Source organism: Pseudomonas sp. ADAK13 (assembly GCF_012935715.1).
GTDB lineage: Bacteria > Pseudomonadota > Gammaproteobacteria > Pseudomonadales > Pseudomonadaceae > Aquipseudomonas.
Genome location: NZ_CP052860.1, coordinates 5338648 through 5356375, shown reverse-complemented (window position 1 = coordinate 5356375; position 17728 = coordinate 5338648). Strand labels below are relative to the sequence as shown.

Annotated in this window: 16 protein-coding genes; 3 read left to right on the top strand and 13 right to left on the bottom strand. The window is 63.2% G+C overall.

All coding sequences use genetic code 11. The annotated features are described in order from the left end of the window. Positions 1-47: 47 nt before the first annotated feature. Positions 48-263 carry a hypothetical protein gene (locus tag HKK54_RS24750; RefSeq protein ID WP_010172949.1) on the top strand — a complete coding sequence of 72 codons (216 nt, stop codon included), beginning with the start codon at positions 48-50 and terminating at the stop codon, positions 261-263. A 100-nt stretch (positions 264-363) separates the two neighbouring features. Here the strand turns inward: HKK54_RS24750 and HKK54_RS24745 are convergent, their stop codons facing one another. The 4 genes from HKK54_RS24745 to HKK54_RS24730 all read right to left on the bottom strand — a co-directional run bounded on the left by HKK54_RS24745 (position 364) and on the right by HKK54_RS24730 (position 3213). Then, positions 364-855 (bottom strand): GNAT family N-acetyltransferase, encoded by a 492-nt coding sequence (locus HKK54_RS24745; RefSeq protein WP_169388142.1) that lies wholly within the window; start codon positions 853-855, stop codon positions 364-366. A 91-nt stretch (positions 856-946) separates the two neighbouring features. Continuing rightward, a complete protein-coding gene (gene zapE / locus HKK54_RS24740) occupies positions 947-2080 on the bottom strand; it encodes a cell division protein ZapE (protein ID WP_010172951.1) in 1134 nt (377 codons plus the stop codon). Between the two features lie 22 nt (positions 2081-2102). Next, positions 2103-2444 carry a nuclear transport factor 2 family protein gene (locus HKK54_RS24735; protein ID WP_010172953.1) on the bottom strand — a complete coding sequence of 114 codons (342 nt, stop codon included), beginning with the start codon at positions 2442-2444 and terminating at the stop codon, positions 2103-2105. 52 nt (positions 2445-2496) lie between these two features. Next, positions 2497-3213: a helix-turn-helix transcriptional regulator gene (locus tag HKK54_RS24730; protein ID WP_029616002.1), complete on the bottom strand. Its 717-nt coding sequence runs from the start codon at positions 3211-3213 to the stop codon at positions 2497-2499. 182 nt (positions 3214-3395) lie between these two features. Here HKK54_RS24730 and HKK54_RS24725 point away from each other — a divergent pair, with 182 nt between their 5' ends. Further along, positions 3396-4451, top strand: coding sequence for an aldo/keto reductase (locus HKK54_RS24725; RefSeq protein WP_169388141.1), 1056 nt, complete (start codon positions 3396-3398; stop codon positions 4449-4451). A gap of 254 nt (positions 4452-4705) precedes the next feature. Here the strand turns inward: HKK54_RS24725 and pepN are convergent, their stop codons facing one another. Genes pepN through HKK54_RS24695 form a run of 6 tightly spaced genes read right to left on the bottom strand, consistent with a single transcriptional unit; the run spans position 4706 to position 11213 of the window. Continuing rightward, on the bottom strand, positions 4706-7363 hold the full coding sequence (pepN, locus tag HKK54_RS24720; RefSeq protein ID WP_169388140.1) for an aminopeptidase N: 2658 nt from the start codon (positions 7361-7363) through the stop codon (positions 4706-4708). A 13-nt stretch (positions 7364-7376) separates the two neighbouring features. Then, positions 7377-8207, bottom strand: coding sequence for a DUF2797 domain-containing protein (locus tag HKK54_RS24715; RefSeq protein ID WP_178121040.1), 831 nt, complete (start codon positions 8205-8207; stop codon positions 7377-7379). Further along, positions 8204-8464, bottom strand: coding sequence for a YeaC family protein (locus HKK54_RS24710; protein WP_003217900.1), 261 nt, complete (start codon positions 8462-8464; stop codon positions 8204-8206). Before HKK54_RS24710 ends, HKK54_RS24715 begins: the two co-directional genes overlap by 4 nt. 15 nt (positions 8465-8479) lie before the next feature. Then, on the bottom strand, positions 8480-9355 hold the full coding sequence (locus HKK54_RS24705; RefSeq protein ID WP_169388138.1) for a rhomboid family intramembrane serine protease: 876 nt from the start codon (positions 9353-9355) through the stop codon (positions 8480-8482). Then, the gene (locus HKK54_RS24700; protein ID WP_169389343.1) at positions 9352-10326 is read right to left on the bottom strand and encodes a metallophosphoesterase; all 975 of its coding nucleotides are present in this window, start codon (positions 10324-10326) and stop codon (positions 9352-9354) included. The genes HKK54_RS24705 and HKK54_RS24700 overlap by 4 nt, the downstream gene beginning before the upstream one ends. Then, positions 10323-11213 carry an NAD(+) kinase gene (locus HKK54_RS24695; protein WP_003217892.1) on the bottom strand — a complete coding sequence of 297 codons (891 nt, stop codon included), beginning with the start codon at positions 11211-11213 and terminating at the stop codon, positions 10323-10325. Before HKK54_RS24695 ends, HKK54_RS24700 begins: the two co-directional genes overlap by 4 nt. A gap of 143 nt (positions 11214-11356) precedes the next feature. On the opposite strand from HKK54_RS24695, the gene HKK54_RS24690 reads away from it, so the two are divergent. Then, positions 11357-12343, top strand: coding sequence for a DUF1853 family protein (locus tag HKK54_RS24690; RefSeq protein WP_169388137.1), 987 nt, complete (start codon positions 11357-11359; stop codon positions 12341-12343). On the opposite strand, the gene HKK54_RS24685 is transcribed toward HKK54_RS24690, so the two are convergent. The 3 genes from HKK54_RS24685 to cobN are packed head-to-tail and all read right to left on the bottom strand — an operon-like array spanning position 12300 to position 17727. Further along, entirely contained in the window at positions 12300-13031 is a 732-nt protein-coding gene (locus HKK54_RS24685) for a VWA domain-containing protein (protein WP_010172975.1), read from the bottom strand. The genes HKK54_RS24690 and HKK54_RS24685 overlap by 44 nt on opposite strands. Beyond that, positions 12956-13954, bottom strand: coding sequence for an ATP-binding protein (locus HKK54_RS24680; protein WP_010172977.1), 999 nt, complete (start codon positions 13952-13954; stop codon positions 12956-12958). Before HKK54_RS24680 ends, HKK54_RS24685 begins: the two co-directional genes overlap by 76 nt. Continuing rightward, the gene (gene cobN / locus HKK54_RS24675; protein WP_169388136.1) at positions 13954-17727 is read right to left on the bottom strand and encodes a cobaltochelatase subunit CobN; all 3774 of its coding nucleotides are present in this window, start codon (positions 17725-17727) and stop codon (positions 13954-13956) included. Before cobN ends, HKK54_RS24680 begins: the two co-directional genes overlap by 1 nt. Position 17728 lies beyond the last annotated feature (1 nt).

Sequence of the window (17728 nt, the reverse complement as noted above, 5' to 3'; positions counted from 1 at the left end):
GCTGACCACAACGCGCGGAACCCAACACACTTAAATGAGACACTGCCATGAAAATTTCGACTGTTATCCTTGCCGGCCTGATGACCATGACTTCCGTAGCCGCCTTCGCAGAGGGCGGTTCCGAGCGCTCGAAGGAGTTTTACAACAACTTCACCTTCGTCCAGGAACAAGTCCACGGCGCCGCTCAGCAAACAGCAATGGCTGACGGCAAGACTGCAAAGCCCGCAACTGCCGATCAAACTACCAACACACCAAACAGCTGATTTACCCGTAATACCCTGTGCTATTCCGCTCTGATAGCTAAGGTCAACTTGGCGCCACTTGCTGGCGCCTTTTTTTCGCCTTTAATTAAATAAACATTAATTAAAGCGGCTTATTCCAAAACAACATCCGGCCATGCTCCGGGTCAAACACCGAATCATCAAAACCGAACTTGCGATAAGCCGACTGTGCCACCGCATTGCCTTCGAGCACCTCAAGGGTAATTTTGCAGCAGCCACGCTGGCGAGCGATTTCCTCGACCTTTTGCAGCATCTTCTGGCTCAACCCCAGGCCACGGAATTTATCCATCACCACCACGTCGTGCACATTGACCAGCGGGCGGCAGGCAAAGGTGGAAAACCCTTCAAAGCAATTCACCAGCCCGGCAGGCGCACCGCCGACAAACGCCAGCACGCTGAATGCATGCGCACGCTTGGCCAGCTCCGCCGGCAATTGTTCCAGGCGATCGGCCGGCAGGCTGTGGCCGCCGCCCATCGGGTCTTCTGCGTAATGGTTGAGCAACAGGCCAATGGCCTCGGCGTGAACCGGATTGGTGTAGCTGGCTTGCAGCACCAGGATGTCTGCGCTGTCCATTTCCTTCCTCATTAACGGTGCAACAGGGACTCGGTCCCCATAAAAGGGCTCGATTGTAAGCGTGGAGCGGGCATTAGCTGAAGGAGATTAACTACATTTTCCCGCGTGAAAGCGCGTCAGGCTCACCAAAGCGCGCCAGTTGCATCTCCTGCAAGCGACTCAGGGTACGGCGAAATGGAAACTCCAGGTAACCCTCGGTGTAGAGGCTTTCCAATGGCACCTTGGCCTCGATGTACAACGGCACCTTGCGGTCGTAGCACTCGTCTACCAGGGCGATGAAGCGCCGGACGCTGTCATCATGCACCGACAGCTCCGGCAGTTCCCGGTCACCGGCATCTACCCGCTGGGCGGCGTCTTCCGTGCCGCGGGCAATGCGCCCCGGACGCTTTTGCGCGCTGAGGTTGGGCACCTCCCCCAGCAAGATGGCCTTGAAACGATCACACAGCAGCATGAAATCCATGGCGGCCAGGGGCTGTTCGCACAGGTCGGCATAGCGGCACCACAGCACCGTTTCACTGGACTTCACCGCGACGATGGAGCGATAGCCGACCGCAACAGGTGCACTGCTGACAGCCTGCCCGTCGCTCAACTGGCGAAACACCTCGGCCAGCGCACCCGGCTGATCAACCCAGTAGCGCTGCAGCGCGGTTCCTGGATGCAGGCGATGGTCTTCCCCACCGTCAACCGCCACCACGCGCATATGCTGCTTGATGGCCTCGATGCCCGGCAGGAAGCGATCACGGTTGAAACCGTCCGCATACAGTTGATCCGGAGGTTGATTGGACGTGCAGACCATCACCACGCCTTCCTCGAACATCACCTGGAACAGCCGGCCAAGGATGATGGCGTCACCGATGTCATTGACGAACAACTCGTCAAAACACAGCACCCGCACTTCCCGGCTCAGTTCCCGAGCGAGGGCCTGCAAGGGGTCGTGGGTACCGGTCAGCTGGAACGAGCGCTGATGCACCCACCCCATGAAGTGATGGAAATGCTGGCGCCGCGCAGGCACCCGCAGGCTCTGGTAGAACTGGTCCATCAGCCAGGTCTTGCCGCGCCCGACCGGGCCCCACAAGTACACGCCGGTGATCGGCCTGTCACCGTGGTGCAGGGCCTGGTGGCAGTCTTGCAGGGCTTGCACCGCCTCGCGCTGGGCGTCGTCGGGGACGAAACCCTGTTCGGTGATGGCGTGCTGGTAGGCGGCGAGTGGCGAGTCGAAAGTCATGCCCGGCAGTATGCCATGACGGCTACAGGGAAATGTCCAATCGGGAAATCTTGCCCTGCTCATTGAGGCGGAAGGTATAGCGCAGCTCCAGCGGGCTGCCGGGAAAGCTGCCGGTGATCAGGTTGCTGACCAGCACCTTGCCCGTGCGGTGCTGCACATTGAGCACCTGGACCTTGGGCTGATAACGGCGCCCGGTGTCTTCCATCCAGCGGGCAATGGCGGCGGTACCGACCTGGTGCTCACCTTCGTCGAACACGTTGGCATCCTCGGCAAAGCAGTCGACCACCAGCGAGGTGTCGCCGGTATTCGCGGCGGCAATGTAGGTCGCGATCGCCGGGGCCAGTTCAGGGATGGGTTGGGACATGGTGACAGCTCCTTGTTAGTGATTTATGGAGCCATGCTAAAGCAGCGTTGTGTCAGTTCTTGTCAGGAGTGAATGGCCCGGATTCGTTCTGTTCCATCAGCTTGCGCCAGCCCCGCAACCAGTCACTGCGCCGCCCCGGATAACGCTCGCCTTGCAGGCGCGCAGCGGCCACACGGTCGGTGCGGAAGGTGCGATAGGCACCGCGCAACTCGCACCACGCGACGATCACCCGCACTTCGTTGAGAAAGCCCAGGGCCAGGGGCCAGATCAAGCGTTGGCTGGCGGTCTGGCTCGCATCCGCGTAGTCGATATGCAGTTTGGCCTGGCCGCGAATGGCTTCGCGAAACACATTCAGCGGCACGCGATTTTCCGGGTAGCCGAAGCCTGGCGGGCCCGGCAGCAACGTGGGATTGCGCAACGCTTCCTGCGCGGCCGGGTCGAGCACATCCGCAATCTTTGCCAGCGCGTTGGCAGCCGCCTGGCTCAACACTTCGTCGCCACGCTGATCGACATACCGCAAGCCCAGCACGATGGCCTCGGTCTCGTCGGCATTGAGCATCAGCGGCGGCAGGAACAGCCCTGCACGCAGCACGTAGCCCACGCCCGCCTCGCCGTAGATCGGCGCGCCCAGGGCGGTCAGCTCGGCCATGTCGCGGTACAGGGTGCGTTCGGATATCTCCAGCTCCGCTGCCAGCACGGCGGCGGTCACCGGGCGTTTTTTGCCCCGCAGGACTTGCAACAAGGTCAGCAGACGACTGGTACGCGACACGTTGATCACGCTCGAAAAAGGAAAGTCGCGCAGCTTAGCAGAGGCCTCTGTCAGAAAGTGTCAGGAGCAAGCGCCCTTCCCTTCAGCCCGCAAAAAAGCCGCTTGACGAAAAATATGACTCACATCATATTAAATAGATGTTGATAAACATTTAAATCAATCACAGCGTCAGGAGTTCTCGTATGCGCAATAAAGTCTTCGGCCGTCGTAGCGGCCTGCGGGTTTCAGAGCTGGCCTTGGGCACCGCCAACTTCGGCACGGGTTGGGGCCATGGCGCCGAGCGCGAAGAGTCCAAGCGGATCTACGACGGTTACCTGGAAGCCGGCGGTAATTTCCTGGATACCGCCAACGGCTACCAGTTCGGCCAATCGGAAGTGCTGCTCGGCGAGTTCATTGCCTCGGAACGGGACCGCCTGGTGATCGCGACCAAGTACACCCTGCGCACCCAGCCGCAAGACGAAGGCACCCTCAAGCTCGGCAATAACCGCAAGAACATGGTGCGCGCCGTCGAAGAAAGCCTGAAACGCCTGAACACCGATCACATTGACCTGTTCTGGGCCCATATCAGCGACAACGTCACGCCGATGGAAGAAATCCTGCGGGGCTTTGATGACCTGGTGCGTGCCGGCAAGATCCACTACGCCGGCTTGTCGAACTTCCCGGCCTGGCGCATTGCCCGCGCCGACCTGCTCGCCGAAGTGCGCGGCTTTGCGCCGCTGGTGGCGATCCAGACGGAATACAGCCTGGCCGAACGCACCGCCGACCGTGAGCTGCTGCCCATGGCCGAAGCGCTGGGCCTGGCCGCCACGTTATGGTCGCCCCTGGGCGGTGGCTTCCTCACCGGCAAGTACCGCAACAGCCAGGACGATACCCGTGCCAGCAAGCTGGGGATTTTGGTTCACGCCGAGAAAAGTGCACGGGAAACCGCCGTGCTCGACACCCTGCTGGCGGTTGCCGGCGAACTGAATGCCACGCCGACTCACATCGCCATCGCCTGGCTGCGGGAAAAAGCCCGTCGTTCGACCACCGCGCTGATCCCGATCCTGGGGCCGCGCACCCGCGAGCAACTGGATGGCACCCTGGGTGCGCTGACGGTGCAACTTTCGGCCGAGCAAGTGGCCCGCCTGGACGCTGCCAGCGCGATTGCGCTGGGTGTGCCCCACGAGATGATCGCCGAGCGCTTCCCGCGATACGCCGGTGATGACGCCCAAGACTTGCGCTGGCCGCCGGTTATCTAAGGCCAGTTGTGGTGAGGGGCTTGCTCCCCGTTGGGCTGCGTAGCGGCCCCCAAAAAAAGCGGGAGCGCTGCGCACTCCAGCGGGGGACAAGCCCCCTCACCACAGACAAGCCCTCTCACCACAGGCAAGCCCCCTCACCACAGACAAGCCCTCTCACCACAGGCAAGTCCCCTCACCAGAGGCAAGTCCCCTCACCAGAGGCAAGCACCCTCACCACAGGACGGTGTTCGGCCTTCAGTAAACAATCGCCTCAGTTACGCGAGGCTCTTGCTCACCACCTCAAACACATCACTGGACAGCTCGCCCGAAGCGCGAATCCGCTCCAGCTCACCCTTCATCAGCGCCTGCCGGGCGCTGTCGTACTTGCGCCAGCGGGTCAACGGCGCCAACTGCCGCGAGGCAATCTGCGGGTTGAAGCCGTTCAACTGGATCACCAGGTCCGCCAGGAAGCGGTAACCCGAGCCATCGGCCGCATGGAAGTTGATCAGGTTCTGCCCGGCAAACGCGCCCACCAATGCCCGCACCTTGTTCGGGTTCTTGATGTTGAACGCCGGGTGCTGCATCAACGTCTTGACCCGCTCCAGCGCGCCCGGCAAACCGCTGCCGGCCTGCACGCTGAACCACTGGTCCATGACCAGCGGGTTGTCCTTGAAGTTCTCGGCAAACACCGCCAGGGCCTTGGCCTTCTCTTCTTCGAACGGCGAGTTGACCAACACCGCCAGGGCGGTGAGGCGCTCGGTCATGTTGTCGCACGCGTCAAACTGCTCAAGGGTCGCCGCCAGTACTTCAGGCTTGCCGCTGAGCATCAGGTACGACAGTGCGATGTTCTGCAGGGCGCGACGGGCAAAGTGTTCCGCCTCGGCCACGTACGGGGTTTTCTTCGACAGGTCGCGATTGGCCTGGTAACGCAGCCACAGGCCTTCGAACAGGTGATCCGCCAGTTGCTCGCGGGCAAACTCGCGGGCCGCGTGGATGGCGTCGACATCCGCGACTTCGCTGATTTCAGTCAGGTAGGCCTCGCTCGGCAGCGAGAGCATCTCGGCAACCATCGCCTGGTCCAGGCTCTGGTCGCTGAGCACCGTGCGCAGCGCGGTGATCAGGCGCTGATCCAGCGCCAGCGCCTCACCCCGCTGATGCTGGGCGATCAGTTCCTGCAACACCTGCACCGACAGTTGCTGGCCGGCGTCCCAGCGATTGAAACCATCGCTGTCGTGCTGCATCAGGAACATCAGTTGGTCACGGTTGTACGGGAAGCTCAGCTTCACCGGTGCCGAGAAGCCACGCAGCAGCGAAGGCAGCGGGTGTTCGGCGATGTCGACAAAGGTGAAGGTCTGTTCAGCTTCGGTCACCGAGATCACCCGGGACGTGGCGCCAGCCGTCGCTTCGCCGGCCAGGCGCAGGGCGATACCCGCGCCCTTCCCGTCCAGCAGGCCCAGTTCGACCGGAATCACGAACGGCAGTTTTTCCACCTTATCCGGGGTTTCCGGGCAGCTTTGACGGAAGGTCAGGCTGTAGGTTTTTGCGACTGCGTCGTAGGACTCGCTCACCGCCAGGCGTGGCGTGCCGGCTTGGCTGTACCAGCGCTTGAACTGGGTCAGGTCGGCGCCGTTAGCGTCTTCCATGGCCTTGATAAAGTCATCGCAGGTCACGGCCTGGCCGTCGTGGCGTTCGAAGTACAGGTCGCTGCCCTTGCGGAAGCCTTCGGCGCCGAGCAGGGTTTGGATCATGCGGACGACTTCCGAGCCCTTTTCGTACACGGTCAGGGTGTAGAAGTTGGAGATTTCGATAAAGCCGTCCGGACGTACGGCGTGAGCCATGGGACCGGCGTCTTCGGCGAACTGGTGCGTGCGCAAGTAGGCCACGTCCTGGATACGCTTGACCGTCGCCGAGTTCATGTCGGCAGAGAATTGCGAATCACGGAACACCGTGAAGCCTTCCTTCAGCGACAACTGGAACCAGTCGCGGCAGGTCACGCGGTTGCCCGACCAGTTGTGGAAGTATTCGTGGGCGACGATCGCCTCGACACGCTGGTGAGCGGCGTCGGTGGCGGTTTCGGCACGGGCCAGCACGGCGCTGGAGTTGAAGATGTTGAGGCCCTTGTTCTCCATGGCGCCCATGTTGAAGTCGTTGACCGCGACGATCATGAAAATGTCGAGGTCGTACTCACGGCCATAGACTTCTTCGTCCCAGCGCATGGACTTCTTCAGACTGTTCATGGCGTGCTGGCACTTGTCGATATTTTCTGGCTCGACATAAATGCGCAGCGCCACGGTGCGCTCGGTCATGGTGGTGAAAGTGTCTTCAACGCACCACAAATCACCGGCCACCAGTGCGAACAGGTAAGCCGGTTTCTTGAACGGGTCTTCCCAGGTCGCCCAGTGCCGGCCGTCTTCGCCGGGGCCGGACGCAATCGGGTTGCCGTTGGACAGCAGCACCGGGTAGCTGTGTTGTTCGGCGATCACCGTGGTGGTGAAGACGCTCATCACGTCCGGGCGGTCGAGGTAATAGGTGATCTTGCGGAAGCCTTCGGCCTCGCACTGGGTGCAGAACATGCCGCCGGATTTGTACAGGCCTTCCAGGGCGGTGTTGGTTTCCGGGTGGATCTTCACCGTGGTGTCGAGGGTGAAGGTCGCGCTGGTGGGGTGCACGGTCAGGTGGCTGTCGCTCAACTGATAGTCTGCGTCGGTCAGTTCCTGATCGGCCAGGTTTACCGACACCAGCTCAAGCTGTTGCCCGTCCAGCACCAGCGGCGGCAAGCCGGCGCCGCGCTCGGGGTTGCGGCGCATCACCAGTTGCGCGTGGACCAGGCTGTGGTCCTCGAACAACTCGAAGGTCAGGTGCGTCTCGTCGATCAGGTAGTCCGGCGCCTGATAGTCCTTCAGGTAAATCATCTTCGGCTGTTCGGTGCGCATGTCTGTCGTCCTTCTACTGATGCACGGCGAGCTGGTAGGCCGTGTATTTACGAATGTTGATCACGCCGGTGTCGAAGATCAGGTATTGGCCCTTGATCCCCATCAGCGTGCCTTCGGCAATCGGGTTCTTGTCCAGGTTGAAGCTGACGATCTTGGTCGGATAGTGCTCGATCGGGTAGCGGATTTCGATCGGTTCGATGTCGGTCACCGGTTGGATGGCCTGCAGGCCAAAGCGTTCCTGCAAACCGAGCAAGCCTTCGGCACAGCTGGCGAACAGTTCATCGCGCACCTGCGCAAGGTCGACTGCCTGGGCATCGCCCTTGAGCAGCGCGCGCCAGTTGGTCTTGTCGGCCACCTGGCTGCGGAACAGGTCTTCGACGAAACCCGATTGCTGGCGCGTGGCAACACGCATGATCGGCAGCGCCTGGCTGGCGCCCTGGTCCAGCCAGCGGGTTGGCAACTGGCTGGCGCGCGTGATGCCGACCTTGATCCCCGACGAATTCGCCAGGTACACCACGTGGTCGGTCATGCAGAATTTTTCACCCCAGGCCGGATCGCGGCAGGTGCCAGCGTCGTAATGGCAGCGCTCGGGGCTCATGATGCACAGGTCGCACTGGGCCAGTTTGGTCATGCACGGGTAGCAGTAACCCTGGCTGAAACTGGTCTTGGTCTTGCGACCGCAATGGGTGCAATGAATCGCGCCGAGGTATTCCAGGCGCACGGTGGTGCCGATCAACGGGTTGACCGGCACCTCGGTGTCGCCGAGGCGAAACGCGTATTGAACGGTCGACTCACCCAACTGCGCCGACATTTTGCTGACTGCACCACGGCCAATCTCAATCAATGGATGGCATCCGACTTGAACAGGATGTTCGGCACCGGTGCCGACTTCGAGGCGCATTCCTGCGGGCCCATGTAGCCGGTGCGCTGGTCTTCCGGCAGGTTCTGCAGTTCCCAGGCGATCACCGCCTGCAGCGACAGTTCACGCTGCTCGGCGGTGAGCTTGCGGCCATCGGACCATTTGCCGATTTCCACGGCGAGCTTGAGGCTCTCGTAGATGTCCGGGGTGATGTTTTCGATCATTTCGACAAAAGAGGACATAAGACTCTTCCTTAACTAAATAGGAGACATTTTGCGGCGGCTGTACAAGCCACCCAGCAAGCCGGTCAGGCACCCGATCACCAGGCCGCCCACGTGGGCCGCGTTGGCGATTTCGCCGAAGCCGATCATCGAGACCAGGCCCGACAGGCAGAGCACCAGCCACACCAGCATCATCACCAACACCCCGCGAGGCAGGCGATACACCGGATTGGGCGACAACAATTGATAGATCCAGCAATGCCCGAGCAAGCCGTACAGCACGCCGGACAACCCGCCAAACAGGCCGGGACCACCAAAATAATATTGAGCGTAGTTGGACACCAGGCTGAACAACAGCGTCAGGCCCAGCAGGTTGACACTGCCCTGGCGCAGCTCGATACGCCGCCCCAGCTCCCAGTACCACATGCCGTTCATGGCCAGGTGCAGGATGCCGAAGTGGATCAGCATCGGCGTGACCAAACGCCACCACTGCCCGGACGCCAGGCTGTCGGTCAATGGCGTAAAACGGATGTACTCACCGACCACGCTGAACGGCAGGAAAGTCAGCCAGCTCATCGCCTGCAGGTTATCCCCCAACAGCGTGACCGCACCGACAATGATGCTCAGCAGCAGCACCAGCCCGGTGACCGGGCTGTGGCGCAACTGCTGGACAAACCCGGGGCGCCGGGCCGGCGGTGCCTGGTCCGGAATATCCAGTTGCTGGTCCGGGTCCCCGGCAGGAAAACGCTGGTACAAGACCTTCACGTCTTCACTGATGGCATCGGGCACCCACAACACCTGTTCCCCGGCTTCCTCGCTCACGCGATGGGGCACTTGCATGCGTTGCAGCAGTTTGACGAAACCACTCAAATCCACCGCCAGCGGCAAACGTAAAACAGCCACGGTACTCATGAAATAACCTCAGGGCGCTCGACGTCGACCCAAACGAATTTACGCGGGTCCAGGCGGGTTTCCTGATCCAGCCGGTAGGCCACCAGCTTGCCGTACAGCACTGCGCTGTAGTCCAGACAGGCCAGGTTCGGGCGGATCGGCGCCGGTTTGCCGCTGCGCCAGTAGTGGCCGACGAACAGCAACGGTTCGTCGACGCCATAGCGCAGCAGGGAATTTTTCTCGCTGGACGAGAGTGGCGTGGCGGCCACCGGCTCCGGAAGCGCATCGGGCTGGAACACGATGTCGCCGTAGGTCTTCGGGTCGTCTTCCCAGAATTTGGTGCGGAAAAACGAGCGCGTCAGGCCGTCGCCACCGGTCAGGGTCAGGCCGTCCGGCAGGCGCATGTCGGTGCCGCGCAGCAGGCGGTCGAAGGCATTGCTGGCGAAACTGCCGGGCACGGCGGCGGCTTGCAGGAAGTGCTGGTCGATGCAGCCGTCCGGGAAATGCGCGCGCAGGGGTTCGATAAAGCAGTTGTCCCAGCACGCGTGCACCACGCGGAACCGCCCGGCATCGACAAACAGCGGCATCTCGTAGAACCAGCCGAGGAAGTCGTGCCAGTCCGCCGGGTGCTGTTCGAACTGGGTCAGGGTTTCCTGGATCAACCGCGCATGGCGTGGCGTGTGCTCGCGCACGAATTGCTTGCCGCTGCCCGGGGTGGCCGGCGTGCTCCAGCCCAGCGCGTTGAACTCATGGTTACCCATGATGCACAGCGCCTGGCCGGCCTCGGTCATGTCGTGGACGATGTGCAGCGCCTCGCGGATACGCGGCCCGCGGTCGATGATATCGCCGAGGAACACGGCCATTCGCGACGGGTGGCGCCAGGTGCCGCCCTGCTTGTGGTAACCCAATTGGTCGAGCAAGTGCTCAAGGGTATGAGCGCAACCGTGCACGTCACCAATCAGGTCGTAGCTACGCGCGGGATCGAGCATCAGTCGCCTCCACCCCCCAAGCGGCTGCCCCAGCCCAGCTTGGTCCGGCACACTTCGTAGTAGTTGTGGTCCAGCGGATGGATCAACCGCAGCTTCTGCGCCTTTTTGCTCACGGTGATGGTGTCACCGGGGGCGCAGGTGAAATGGTTCTGCCCGTCGCAGGAGACTTGCGGGTAGATCTGCATGTCTTTGGAGACCACGATTTTCAACTCACTGTTGCCGTCGACCACAATCGGTCTGCTGGACAACATATGGGGGTACATCGGCACGATCACAATGGCATCCAGCTTGGGATGCATGATCGGCCCGCCGGCAGACAGCGCGTACGCGGTAGAGCCGGTCGGTGTGGCGACGATCAGGCCGTCGGCCTTCTGGCTGCACACGAACTGGCCGTCGATGTACAGCTCGAACTCGATCATCCGCGTCGATTTGCCAGGGTGCAGCACCACGTCGTTGAGGGCATCGCCCTGGCCGATGGCTTCACCGTGGCGGCGCACTTCAGCCTGCAGCAGGAAACGGTTTTCCACCAGGTAGTGACCGTCCAGCACCTTGGCCACTTCGACTTCCAGCTCGTCGGGGCGAATATCGGTGAGGAACCCCAGGCTCCCACGGTTGATCCCCAGCACCGGCACGTTATGCCGCGCCAGCGCACGGGCGGCGCCCAGCAGGCTGCCGTCGCCGCCCACCACGATCACCATGTCGCAGACTTCACCGAGCATTTTGCGCGACGAGGTTTGCAGGCCGTGGCCCGGGAGGATTTCAGCGATGGTGTCTTCGAGGATCACATGCAGGTGGCGCTCGAGCAGAAACTTTTTCAGCCGGCGGACGGTGTCCAACACCTGGGTACTGCCCAGGCGACCGATAATGCCGATATTGCGAAATTGCTCCATGGGGCTCCTGCGGGGTTCGGGTTCTGCAAAAAAGAACGATTATGGGCGAAAGCCGGCGTTACACAAAATCCTTTGTCGCCGCAAACCCCAGACGACAACGGTTCTCAGCCCCCTTCCCGGCTGTAAAAGGCTATGCTCGGACCATGACCCTGTTCCCTGATTTACAGCACTTGCCCCGCCAACTGCGTCACCCCGAGGTGCGCGACCTCGCGTGGGTGATGCTCGCCCCGCCGATGCTCGCGCAAACGCCCTGGCCGCAACGTCACCCGCTGACCGGCAGCGACTGGGTGCAGGCCCCGCATTTGCTGGAGCACTGGCTGCGCCAACTGGACCGGGACAGCAGCGCCCTGCTGCACTGGCTGAGCCAGGCACGCACCCGGCGGCTGGGGTTGTATTACGAACGGTTGTGGCAATTTGCTGTGCAGCATGCGCCGGGCGTGGAATTGCTCGCGGCCAACCTGCCGATCCGCCAGGCCGGGCATACCCTGGGCGAGCTCGACATGCTGCTGCGTGACCGAGACGGCGTGCACCATCTGGAACTGGCGATCAAACTCTACCTCGGCCCCCAGGACGGCGACGGCCGGGACGCCGCCCAATGGCTGGGCCCGGGCTGCCACGACCGGCTGGACCGCAAGCTGGCCCATCTGGCCCAGCATCAACTGCCGATCTCCGCCCGGCCGGAGAGCCGTGAAGTGCTGGCGGCCCTGGATATCCAGGACTTTGATGCCCATCTATGGCTGGGCGGGTATTTGCTCTACCCCTGGCCCGGCATGGCGCACGCGCCGGTGGGCGCGCATCCGCAGCATTTAAATGGGCGCTGGCTGCATCAGCGCGACTGGTCGAGGTTTATCGAACAAAGCCCCGCCGGTCGCTGGCAACCGCTGCCCCGCCACGCGTGGCTGGCGCCGGCACACTACCCGGCGGACGAAGCCTGGGACGCGGCCCGGATGCAGCACTGGCTAACCGAACTGGACCCCATGGCGCCCGCTCAATTGCTGGTGCGCCTGGTGGAAAACAGCGAAGGCGAGTGGGAAGAGGCCGAACGCTTGTTCCTGGTGGCGGATCTCTGGCCGAATGTGCCGGCGCTTACAGGTTATCGATATGCCGATAATCAATCTGTAACTCCGTAGCCAGCTGCCTCGCGCGCCCCAACCGAATCGGGCCGCGCTCGATGTCCACCAGCAAGCCCGGGCAGCCCAGTGGCGGCAGCCCCGTCACATCCTTCAGCCGTCCATCGGTGATCACCAGCAACCGCTGCTGCTCCGCCGGATAACGCGTGTGTCTGGCCGCCAACCACTGCCCCGCTTCGTTCAGCGCTGCCAACAATGGCGTGCCGCCGCCTGCGCCGAGGCCATCAAGCCAGTGATTGAGCCCCTTGGCTGCCTTTAATCCCTGCACCTGCCATTTCGGCGACTGCCCGCTCGCAGTGAGCAACGCCATGCGCGCCCGCTGCCGATAGGCATCGTCAAACAGCTGGGCCAGCAACCCCTTGGCATCGCTCAACGACTGATGCCGCCGGGTGGAGGCCGATGCATCGACAATTACCAGCCACAGCTCATGGGGCGTGCGGCTGCGCAGTTGATACAACAGGTCTTCACGGCGTTGCGGTCGCCCGCCGAGCAGCGTGCCCGGCCAGTTGATCGAACCTTGCGCCGCGCTGCGCGCCTGGCCTCGCCGGCCCTTGTTCAGTCGACCCGCCTTGGGCCGCGCATCCGCCCCCGCATCAGGCTTGGGGCGAATGCCTAGGGCTTTTTTGGCCAGGTGGGCACGGCTCGGCGAGCGCCTGTCGGCAGTGCGGGTGCGGGCATGTCGCCCCATTGGCCCTGGCCTTCAGGTGCATCATTGGGCTTGGGTGATTGACCGCCAGCGGGCGGCGTTGCAGGCGGGGATTGCTCCTGGCGGCGATGGCGCAGGGCAAATTCCGCGACGGCTTCGATATCTTCTTCGCTGATGGCCGTAGCGCCCCGCCAAGCCGCATGGGCACGGGCGCCACGCAGCCAGACCAGGTCTGCGCGCAAGCCGTCCACACCAGCGGCAAAGCAGCGCTCGGTAATCTGCGCCAGCGCCTGGTCATCCAGCGGGATGCTCTCCAACAGCGCCCGTGCCTGGGTGCAGCGCTCGCGCAACGCGGCCTGCTGATCGGCCCATTGCTCGCAGAAACCCTGGGGATCGTTGTCGAAATCCAGGCGGCGACGGATGATCTGCCCACGCTCGGCGGGCTGGGTGTGCCCGCTCAGCGCCACGTTGAAACCAAACCGGTCGAGCAATTGCGGGCGCAACTCGCCCTCTTCCGGGTTCATGGTGCCGATCAACACAAAGCGCGCCGAATGCCGGTGGGAAATCCCGTCGCGCTCGATCAGGTTGGTGCCGCTGGCGGCCACGTCCAGCAGCAGGTCCACCAGATGGTCGGGCAGCAAGTTGACTTCATCGACATAGAGCACGCCACCGTCAGCCTTGGCCAGCACGCCCGGGGAAAACTGTGCGCGGCCCTCGCCGAGCGCCGCGTCCAGATCGAGGGTACCCACCAGCCGTTCCTCGGTAGCGCCCAAGGGCAGCGTGACGAACTGACCACTGGCGAGCAGGTCTGCCAGGCCGCGCGCCAGGGTGGACTTGGCCATGCCGCGCGGGCCTTCGATCAGCACGCCGCCAATTTTCGGGTCGATGGCGGTCAGGCACAGGGCCAGTTTCAGGTCATCGGCGCCGACAACGGCAGACAGCGGGAAATGCGGGAGGTCGGTCATCAACTGCCTTCTTCTATATCCAACAACAGGTTTTCCAACGCCTCACGGTACGCCCCGGGCTCCTGCCACAGGCCGCGCTGCTGGGCTTCGAGCATGCGCTCGGTCATGTCCCGCAGGGCATCCGGGTTGTGCTGCTGCACAAAGGCCCGGGTGTCCGGGTCGAGCAGATAGGCGTCGGCCAGCAACGCGTACTGATGATCGTCGATCAGCGCGGTGGTGGCGTCGAACGCGAACAGATTGTCCACGGTGGCCGCCATCTCGAACGCGCCTTTGTAGCCGTGGCGCTTCACCCCTTCGATCCACTTCGGGTTGGCCGCCCGGGCACGAATCACCCGGTTCAACTCTTCCTTCAGTGTGCGGACCTTCGGCAGGTCCGGCTGGCTGTGGTCGCCATGATAGCTGGCGGCCTTGTCGCCGCTCAGGGTTTCCACGGCGGCAAGCATACCGCCCTGGAATTGGTAGTAATCATTAGAGTCGAGCAAGTCATGCTCGCGGTTGTCCTGGTTCTGCAACACCGCCTGCACCTGGCTCAAGCGCTGGGCAAACTGTTCGCGGGCGGCGGTGCCGTCATCGGAGCCGCCATAGGCGTAGCCGCCCCAGTTCAGGTAAACCTCGGCCAGGTCTTCACGGCTCTGCCACAGGCGCCCGTCGATTGCGCCCTGCACACCGGCACCGTAGGCACCGGGCTTGGCGCCGAAGATCCGCCAGCCCGCCTGTTTCGCGGCGGCCTCCTCGTCCAGGCCCGACAGGCGCAAGGCCTCACGCTCGCTGCGCACCTTGGCCGCCAGCGGGTTCAGGTCGTCGGGCTCGTCCAGCGCGGCCACGGCTTGCACCGCCGCGTCGAACAGGCGGATCAGGTTGGCGAACGCATCGCGGAAGAACCCCGACACGCGCAACGTCACATCCACTCGTGGCCGGTCCAGCAGGCTGATCGGCAGGATTTCAAAGTCATCCACCCGCTGGCTGCCCGTGGCCCACACCGGGCGCACGCCCATCAGCGCCATGGCCTGGGCGATGTCGTCGCCGCCGGTGCGCATGGTGGCAGTGCCCCACACCGACAGGCCGAGTTGGCGCAGGTGGTCGCCGTGGTCTTGCAGGTGACGCTCAAGAATCAGGTTCGCCGACTGGAAGCCGATGCGCCACGCGGTGGTGGTCGGCAGATTGCGCACATCCACCGAGAAAAAGTTACGCCCGGTAGGCAGTACGTCCAGACGGCCCCGGCTCGGCGCGCCACTGGGGCCAGCCGGCACGAAACGCCCGCTCAGGGCATCCAGCAAGCCACGCATTTCCGCCGGGCCGCAAGCATCCAGGCGCGGCGCGACGACGATGCGCAAGCTCTCGATCACCGACTTGACGTCTTCCCAGCCGCGCTCTTCAAGCTGCTCCACCGGCCCTTCCAGCGCCTGCTCGATCAGGCGGGCGGCGTACAGTTCGAGGCGTTCGCGGGTGTCGCCTGCGGTGCGCCACAATTGCGTATCGATCTTCTGCAACACCTCGGGACGACGCCCGGTCCACGGCTCGGCCAGGGCACAATCCAGCGGGTCGAAGCCCAACTCAAAGGCCTTGGCCAGTACCCGCAGCAGGCTCGACTGCGGCCCACGACCATCGCCACGCGGAATGCGCAGCAACGCCAGCAAGGTGTCGATGCGCAACCGGCCCTCGGGCGACTCACCGAAGATGTGCAGGCCATCGCGAATCTGCGACTCCTTCAAGTCACACAGGTAAGTGTCCAGGCGTGGCAGCCAGATGGCGGCGTCGGCATCGTTGTCGAGGTTTTCGTCGAGAGCCAACTCTTGGTCGATACGGGTTTCCCGCACCAGCTTGAGGATATCTTTTTGCAGCTCGCGGGCGCGCCGTGGGTCGAGCAGTTGGGCTTCATAATATTCGTCGGCCAACAGCTCCAGGTCGCGCAGCGGCCCGTAGGTTTCGGCGCGCGTCAGCGGCGGCATCAGGTGGTCGATGATCACCGCCTGTGTACGGCGCTTGGCCTGGGCGCCCTCGCCCGGGTCGTTGACGATAAACGGGGAGATGTTCGGCAACGGCCCCAGCAGTGCGTCAGGCCAGCAATTTTCCGAAAGCCCGACGCCCTTGCCCGGCAGCCACTCCAGGTTGCCGTGCTTGCCGACGTGGATCACGCCGTGGGCGCCGTAGGTCTGGCGCAACCAGAAGTAGAACGCCAGGTAGCCATGGGGCGGCACCAGGTCGGGATCGTGATAAACCGCGCTGGCGTCCACTTGATAACCCCGGGCTGGCTGGATGCCAACGAAGGTCAGGCCAAAGCGCAGGCCGGCGATCATCATGCGGCCGTCGCGGAACATCGGGTCGTTATGGGGCGTGCCCCAGCGTGCCAACACCGCCTGGCGATTGGATTCGGGCAAGCGGTTGAACATCGCTTCATAGTCATCGAGCGCGAGGCTTTGATGACAGGGACGCAGGTCAAGGCTGTCGAGGTCATTGCTGACGCCGCCCAACAGCTCCTGAATCAACGCCGTGCCGCTCTCCGGCAGCACGTCCGGCAACGGATAACCTTCGATCTTCAAGGCCCGCAGGATATTCAGCGCGGCGGCCGGCGTGTCCAGCCCCACACCATTGCCGATACGTCCGTCCCGGGTCGGGTAGTTGGCGAGGATCAGCGCGATACGCTTTTCGCCATTCGGTACCCGCGCCAGATCGACCCAGCGCCGCGCAAGCTCGGCGACAAAGTCCATACGCTCAGGCTGCGCGCGGTAGCACACGACATCCGACTGACTGCGCTCGCTGCGCCAGGCCAGGTCCTTGAAGCTGATGGGCCGGCTGATGATGCGCCCGTCCAGTTCCGGCAAGGCAATGTGCATCGCCAGGTCGCGCGGGCCGAGGCCTTGTTCGCTGGCCTGCCAGCCGGGCTCGTTGTCCTGGGCGCAAATCGCCTGGATCACCGGGATGTTGCGGCGAAACGGCCGCAGGTGCGGCGCTTCGGGGCTGGATTGGGCAAAGCCGGTGGTGTTGAGAATCACCGAGGCGTGCACTTCGTCCAGCAGGTCCTCGACCACCGTCAGGCAGCCGGGTTCTTTCAAACTGGCCACCGCCATCGGCAACGGATTAAGGCCCGCCGCCTGCAAGCGCTGGCAAAACACATCGATAAAACCGGTATTGGCCGCCTGCAAATGGGAGCGGTAGAACAGCACCGCCGCCACCGGAACACCAGGTTGCCAGTCGGCTTGCCAATCGTTGAGACGGGCATTGGCTTTGTGCGGGTGATAAATCGCGGTACGCGGCAGGGTTTGTGGCTCGTCCCAGGCGTAATCGCGGCCCAGGTAGCCGGCCGCCAGGCAACGATAGAAATCCAGCGCATTGCCCAGGCCGCCCTGGCGCAGGAAGTGCCAAAGCCGGTCACGCTCCTCCACGCCCACGGTACTCAGGCCACTGAGTTCCGGGTCCGGGCGATCATCCCCCGGCACCAGGATCAGCTGCACACCGCGCTCGGCCAGCTCAACGAGGCGCTCGATACCGTACCGCCAATAGCCGATACCGCCGTGCAGCGAAATCAGGATGACCTTGGCGTGGCGCAGTACCTCGTCCACGTACAAGTCGACCGAGGCGTGGTTCTGCACCTGCATCGGGTTGGCCAGGCGCAGGCTCGGGTAATCCTCGGGCAACTGCTGGGCCGCTTCTGCCAGCAGCGCCAGGCTGGAGTCACCGCTGCACAGGATCACCAGCTCGGCGGGGGTTTGGCCAAGGTCGGCAATGTTGTCATCCGAGACGAAACCGCCGGGCTGGGTCCTGAGCAGGTGCATG

Coding starts and splice junctions, on each gene's coding strand:
- HKK54_RS24750 (WP_010172949.1), top strand. CDS start 48: ATGAAAATTTCGACTGTTATCCTTGCCGGCCTGATGACCATGACTTCC.
- HKK54_RS24745 (WP_169388142.1), bottom strand. CDS start 855: ATGGACAGCGCAGACATCCTGGTGCTGCAAGCCAGCTACACCAATCCG.
- zapE (WP_010172951.1), bottom strand. CDS start 2,080: ATGACTTTCGACTCGCCACTCGCCGCCTACCAGCACGCCATCACCGAA.
- HKK54_RS24735 (WP_010172953.1), bottom strand. CDS start 2,444: ATGTCCCAACCCATCCCTGAACTGGCCCCGGCGATCGCGACCTACATT.
- HKK54_RS24725 (WP_169388141.1), top strand. CDS start 3,396: ATGCGCAATAAAGTCTTCGGCCGTCGTAGCGGCCTGCGGGTTTCAGAG.
- pepN (WP_169388140.1), bottom strand. CDS start 7,363: ATGCGCACCGAACAGCCGAAGATGATTTACCTGAAGGACTATCAGGCG.
- HKK54_RS24710 (WP_003217900.1), bottom strand. CDS start 8,464: ATGTCCTCTTTTGTCGAAATGATCGAAAACATCACCCCGGACATCTAC.
- HKK54_RS24705 (WP_169388138.1), bottom strand. CDS start 9,355: ATGAGTACCGTGGCTGTTTTACGTTTGCCGCTGGCGGTGGATTTGAGT.
- HKK54_RS24695 (WP_003217892.1), bottom strand. CDS start 11,213: ATGGAGCAATTTCGCAATATCGGCATTATCGGTCGCCTGGGCAGTACC.
- HKK54_RS24690 (WP_169388137.1), top strand. CDS start 11,357: ATGACCCTGTTCCCTGATTTACAGCACTTGCCCCGCCAACTGCGTCAC.
- HKK54_RS24685 (WP_010172975.1), bottom strand. CDS start 13,031: ATGGGGCGACATGCCCGCACCCGCACTGCCGACAGGCGCTCGCCGAGC.
- HKK54_RS24680 (WP_010172977.1), bottom strand. CDS start 13,954: ATGACCGACCTCCCGCATTTCCCGCTGTCTGCCGTTGTCGGCGCCGAT.
- cobN (WP_169388136.1), bottom strand. CDS start 17,727: ATGCACCTGCTCAGGACCCAGCCCGGCGGTTTCGTCTCGGATGACAAC.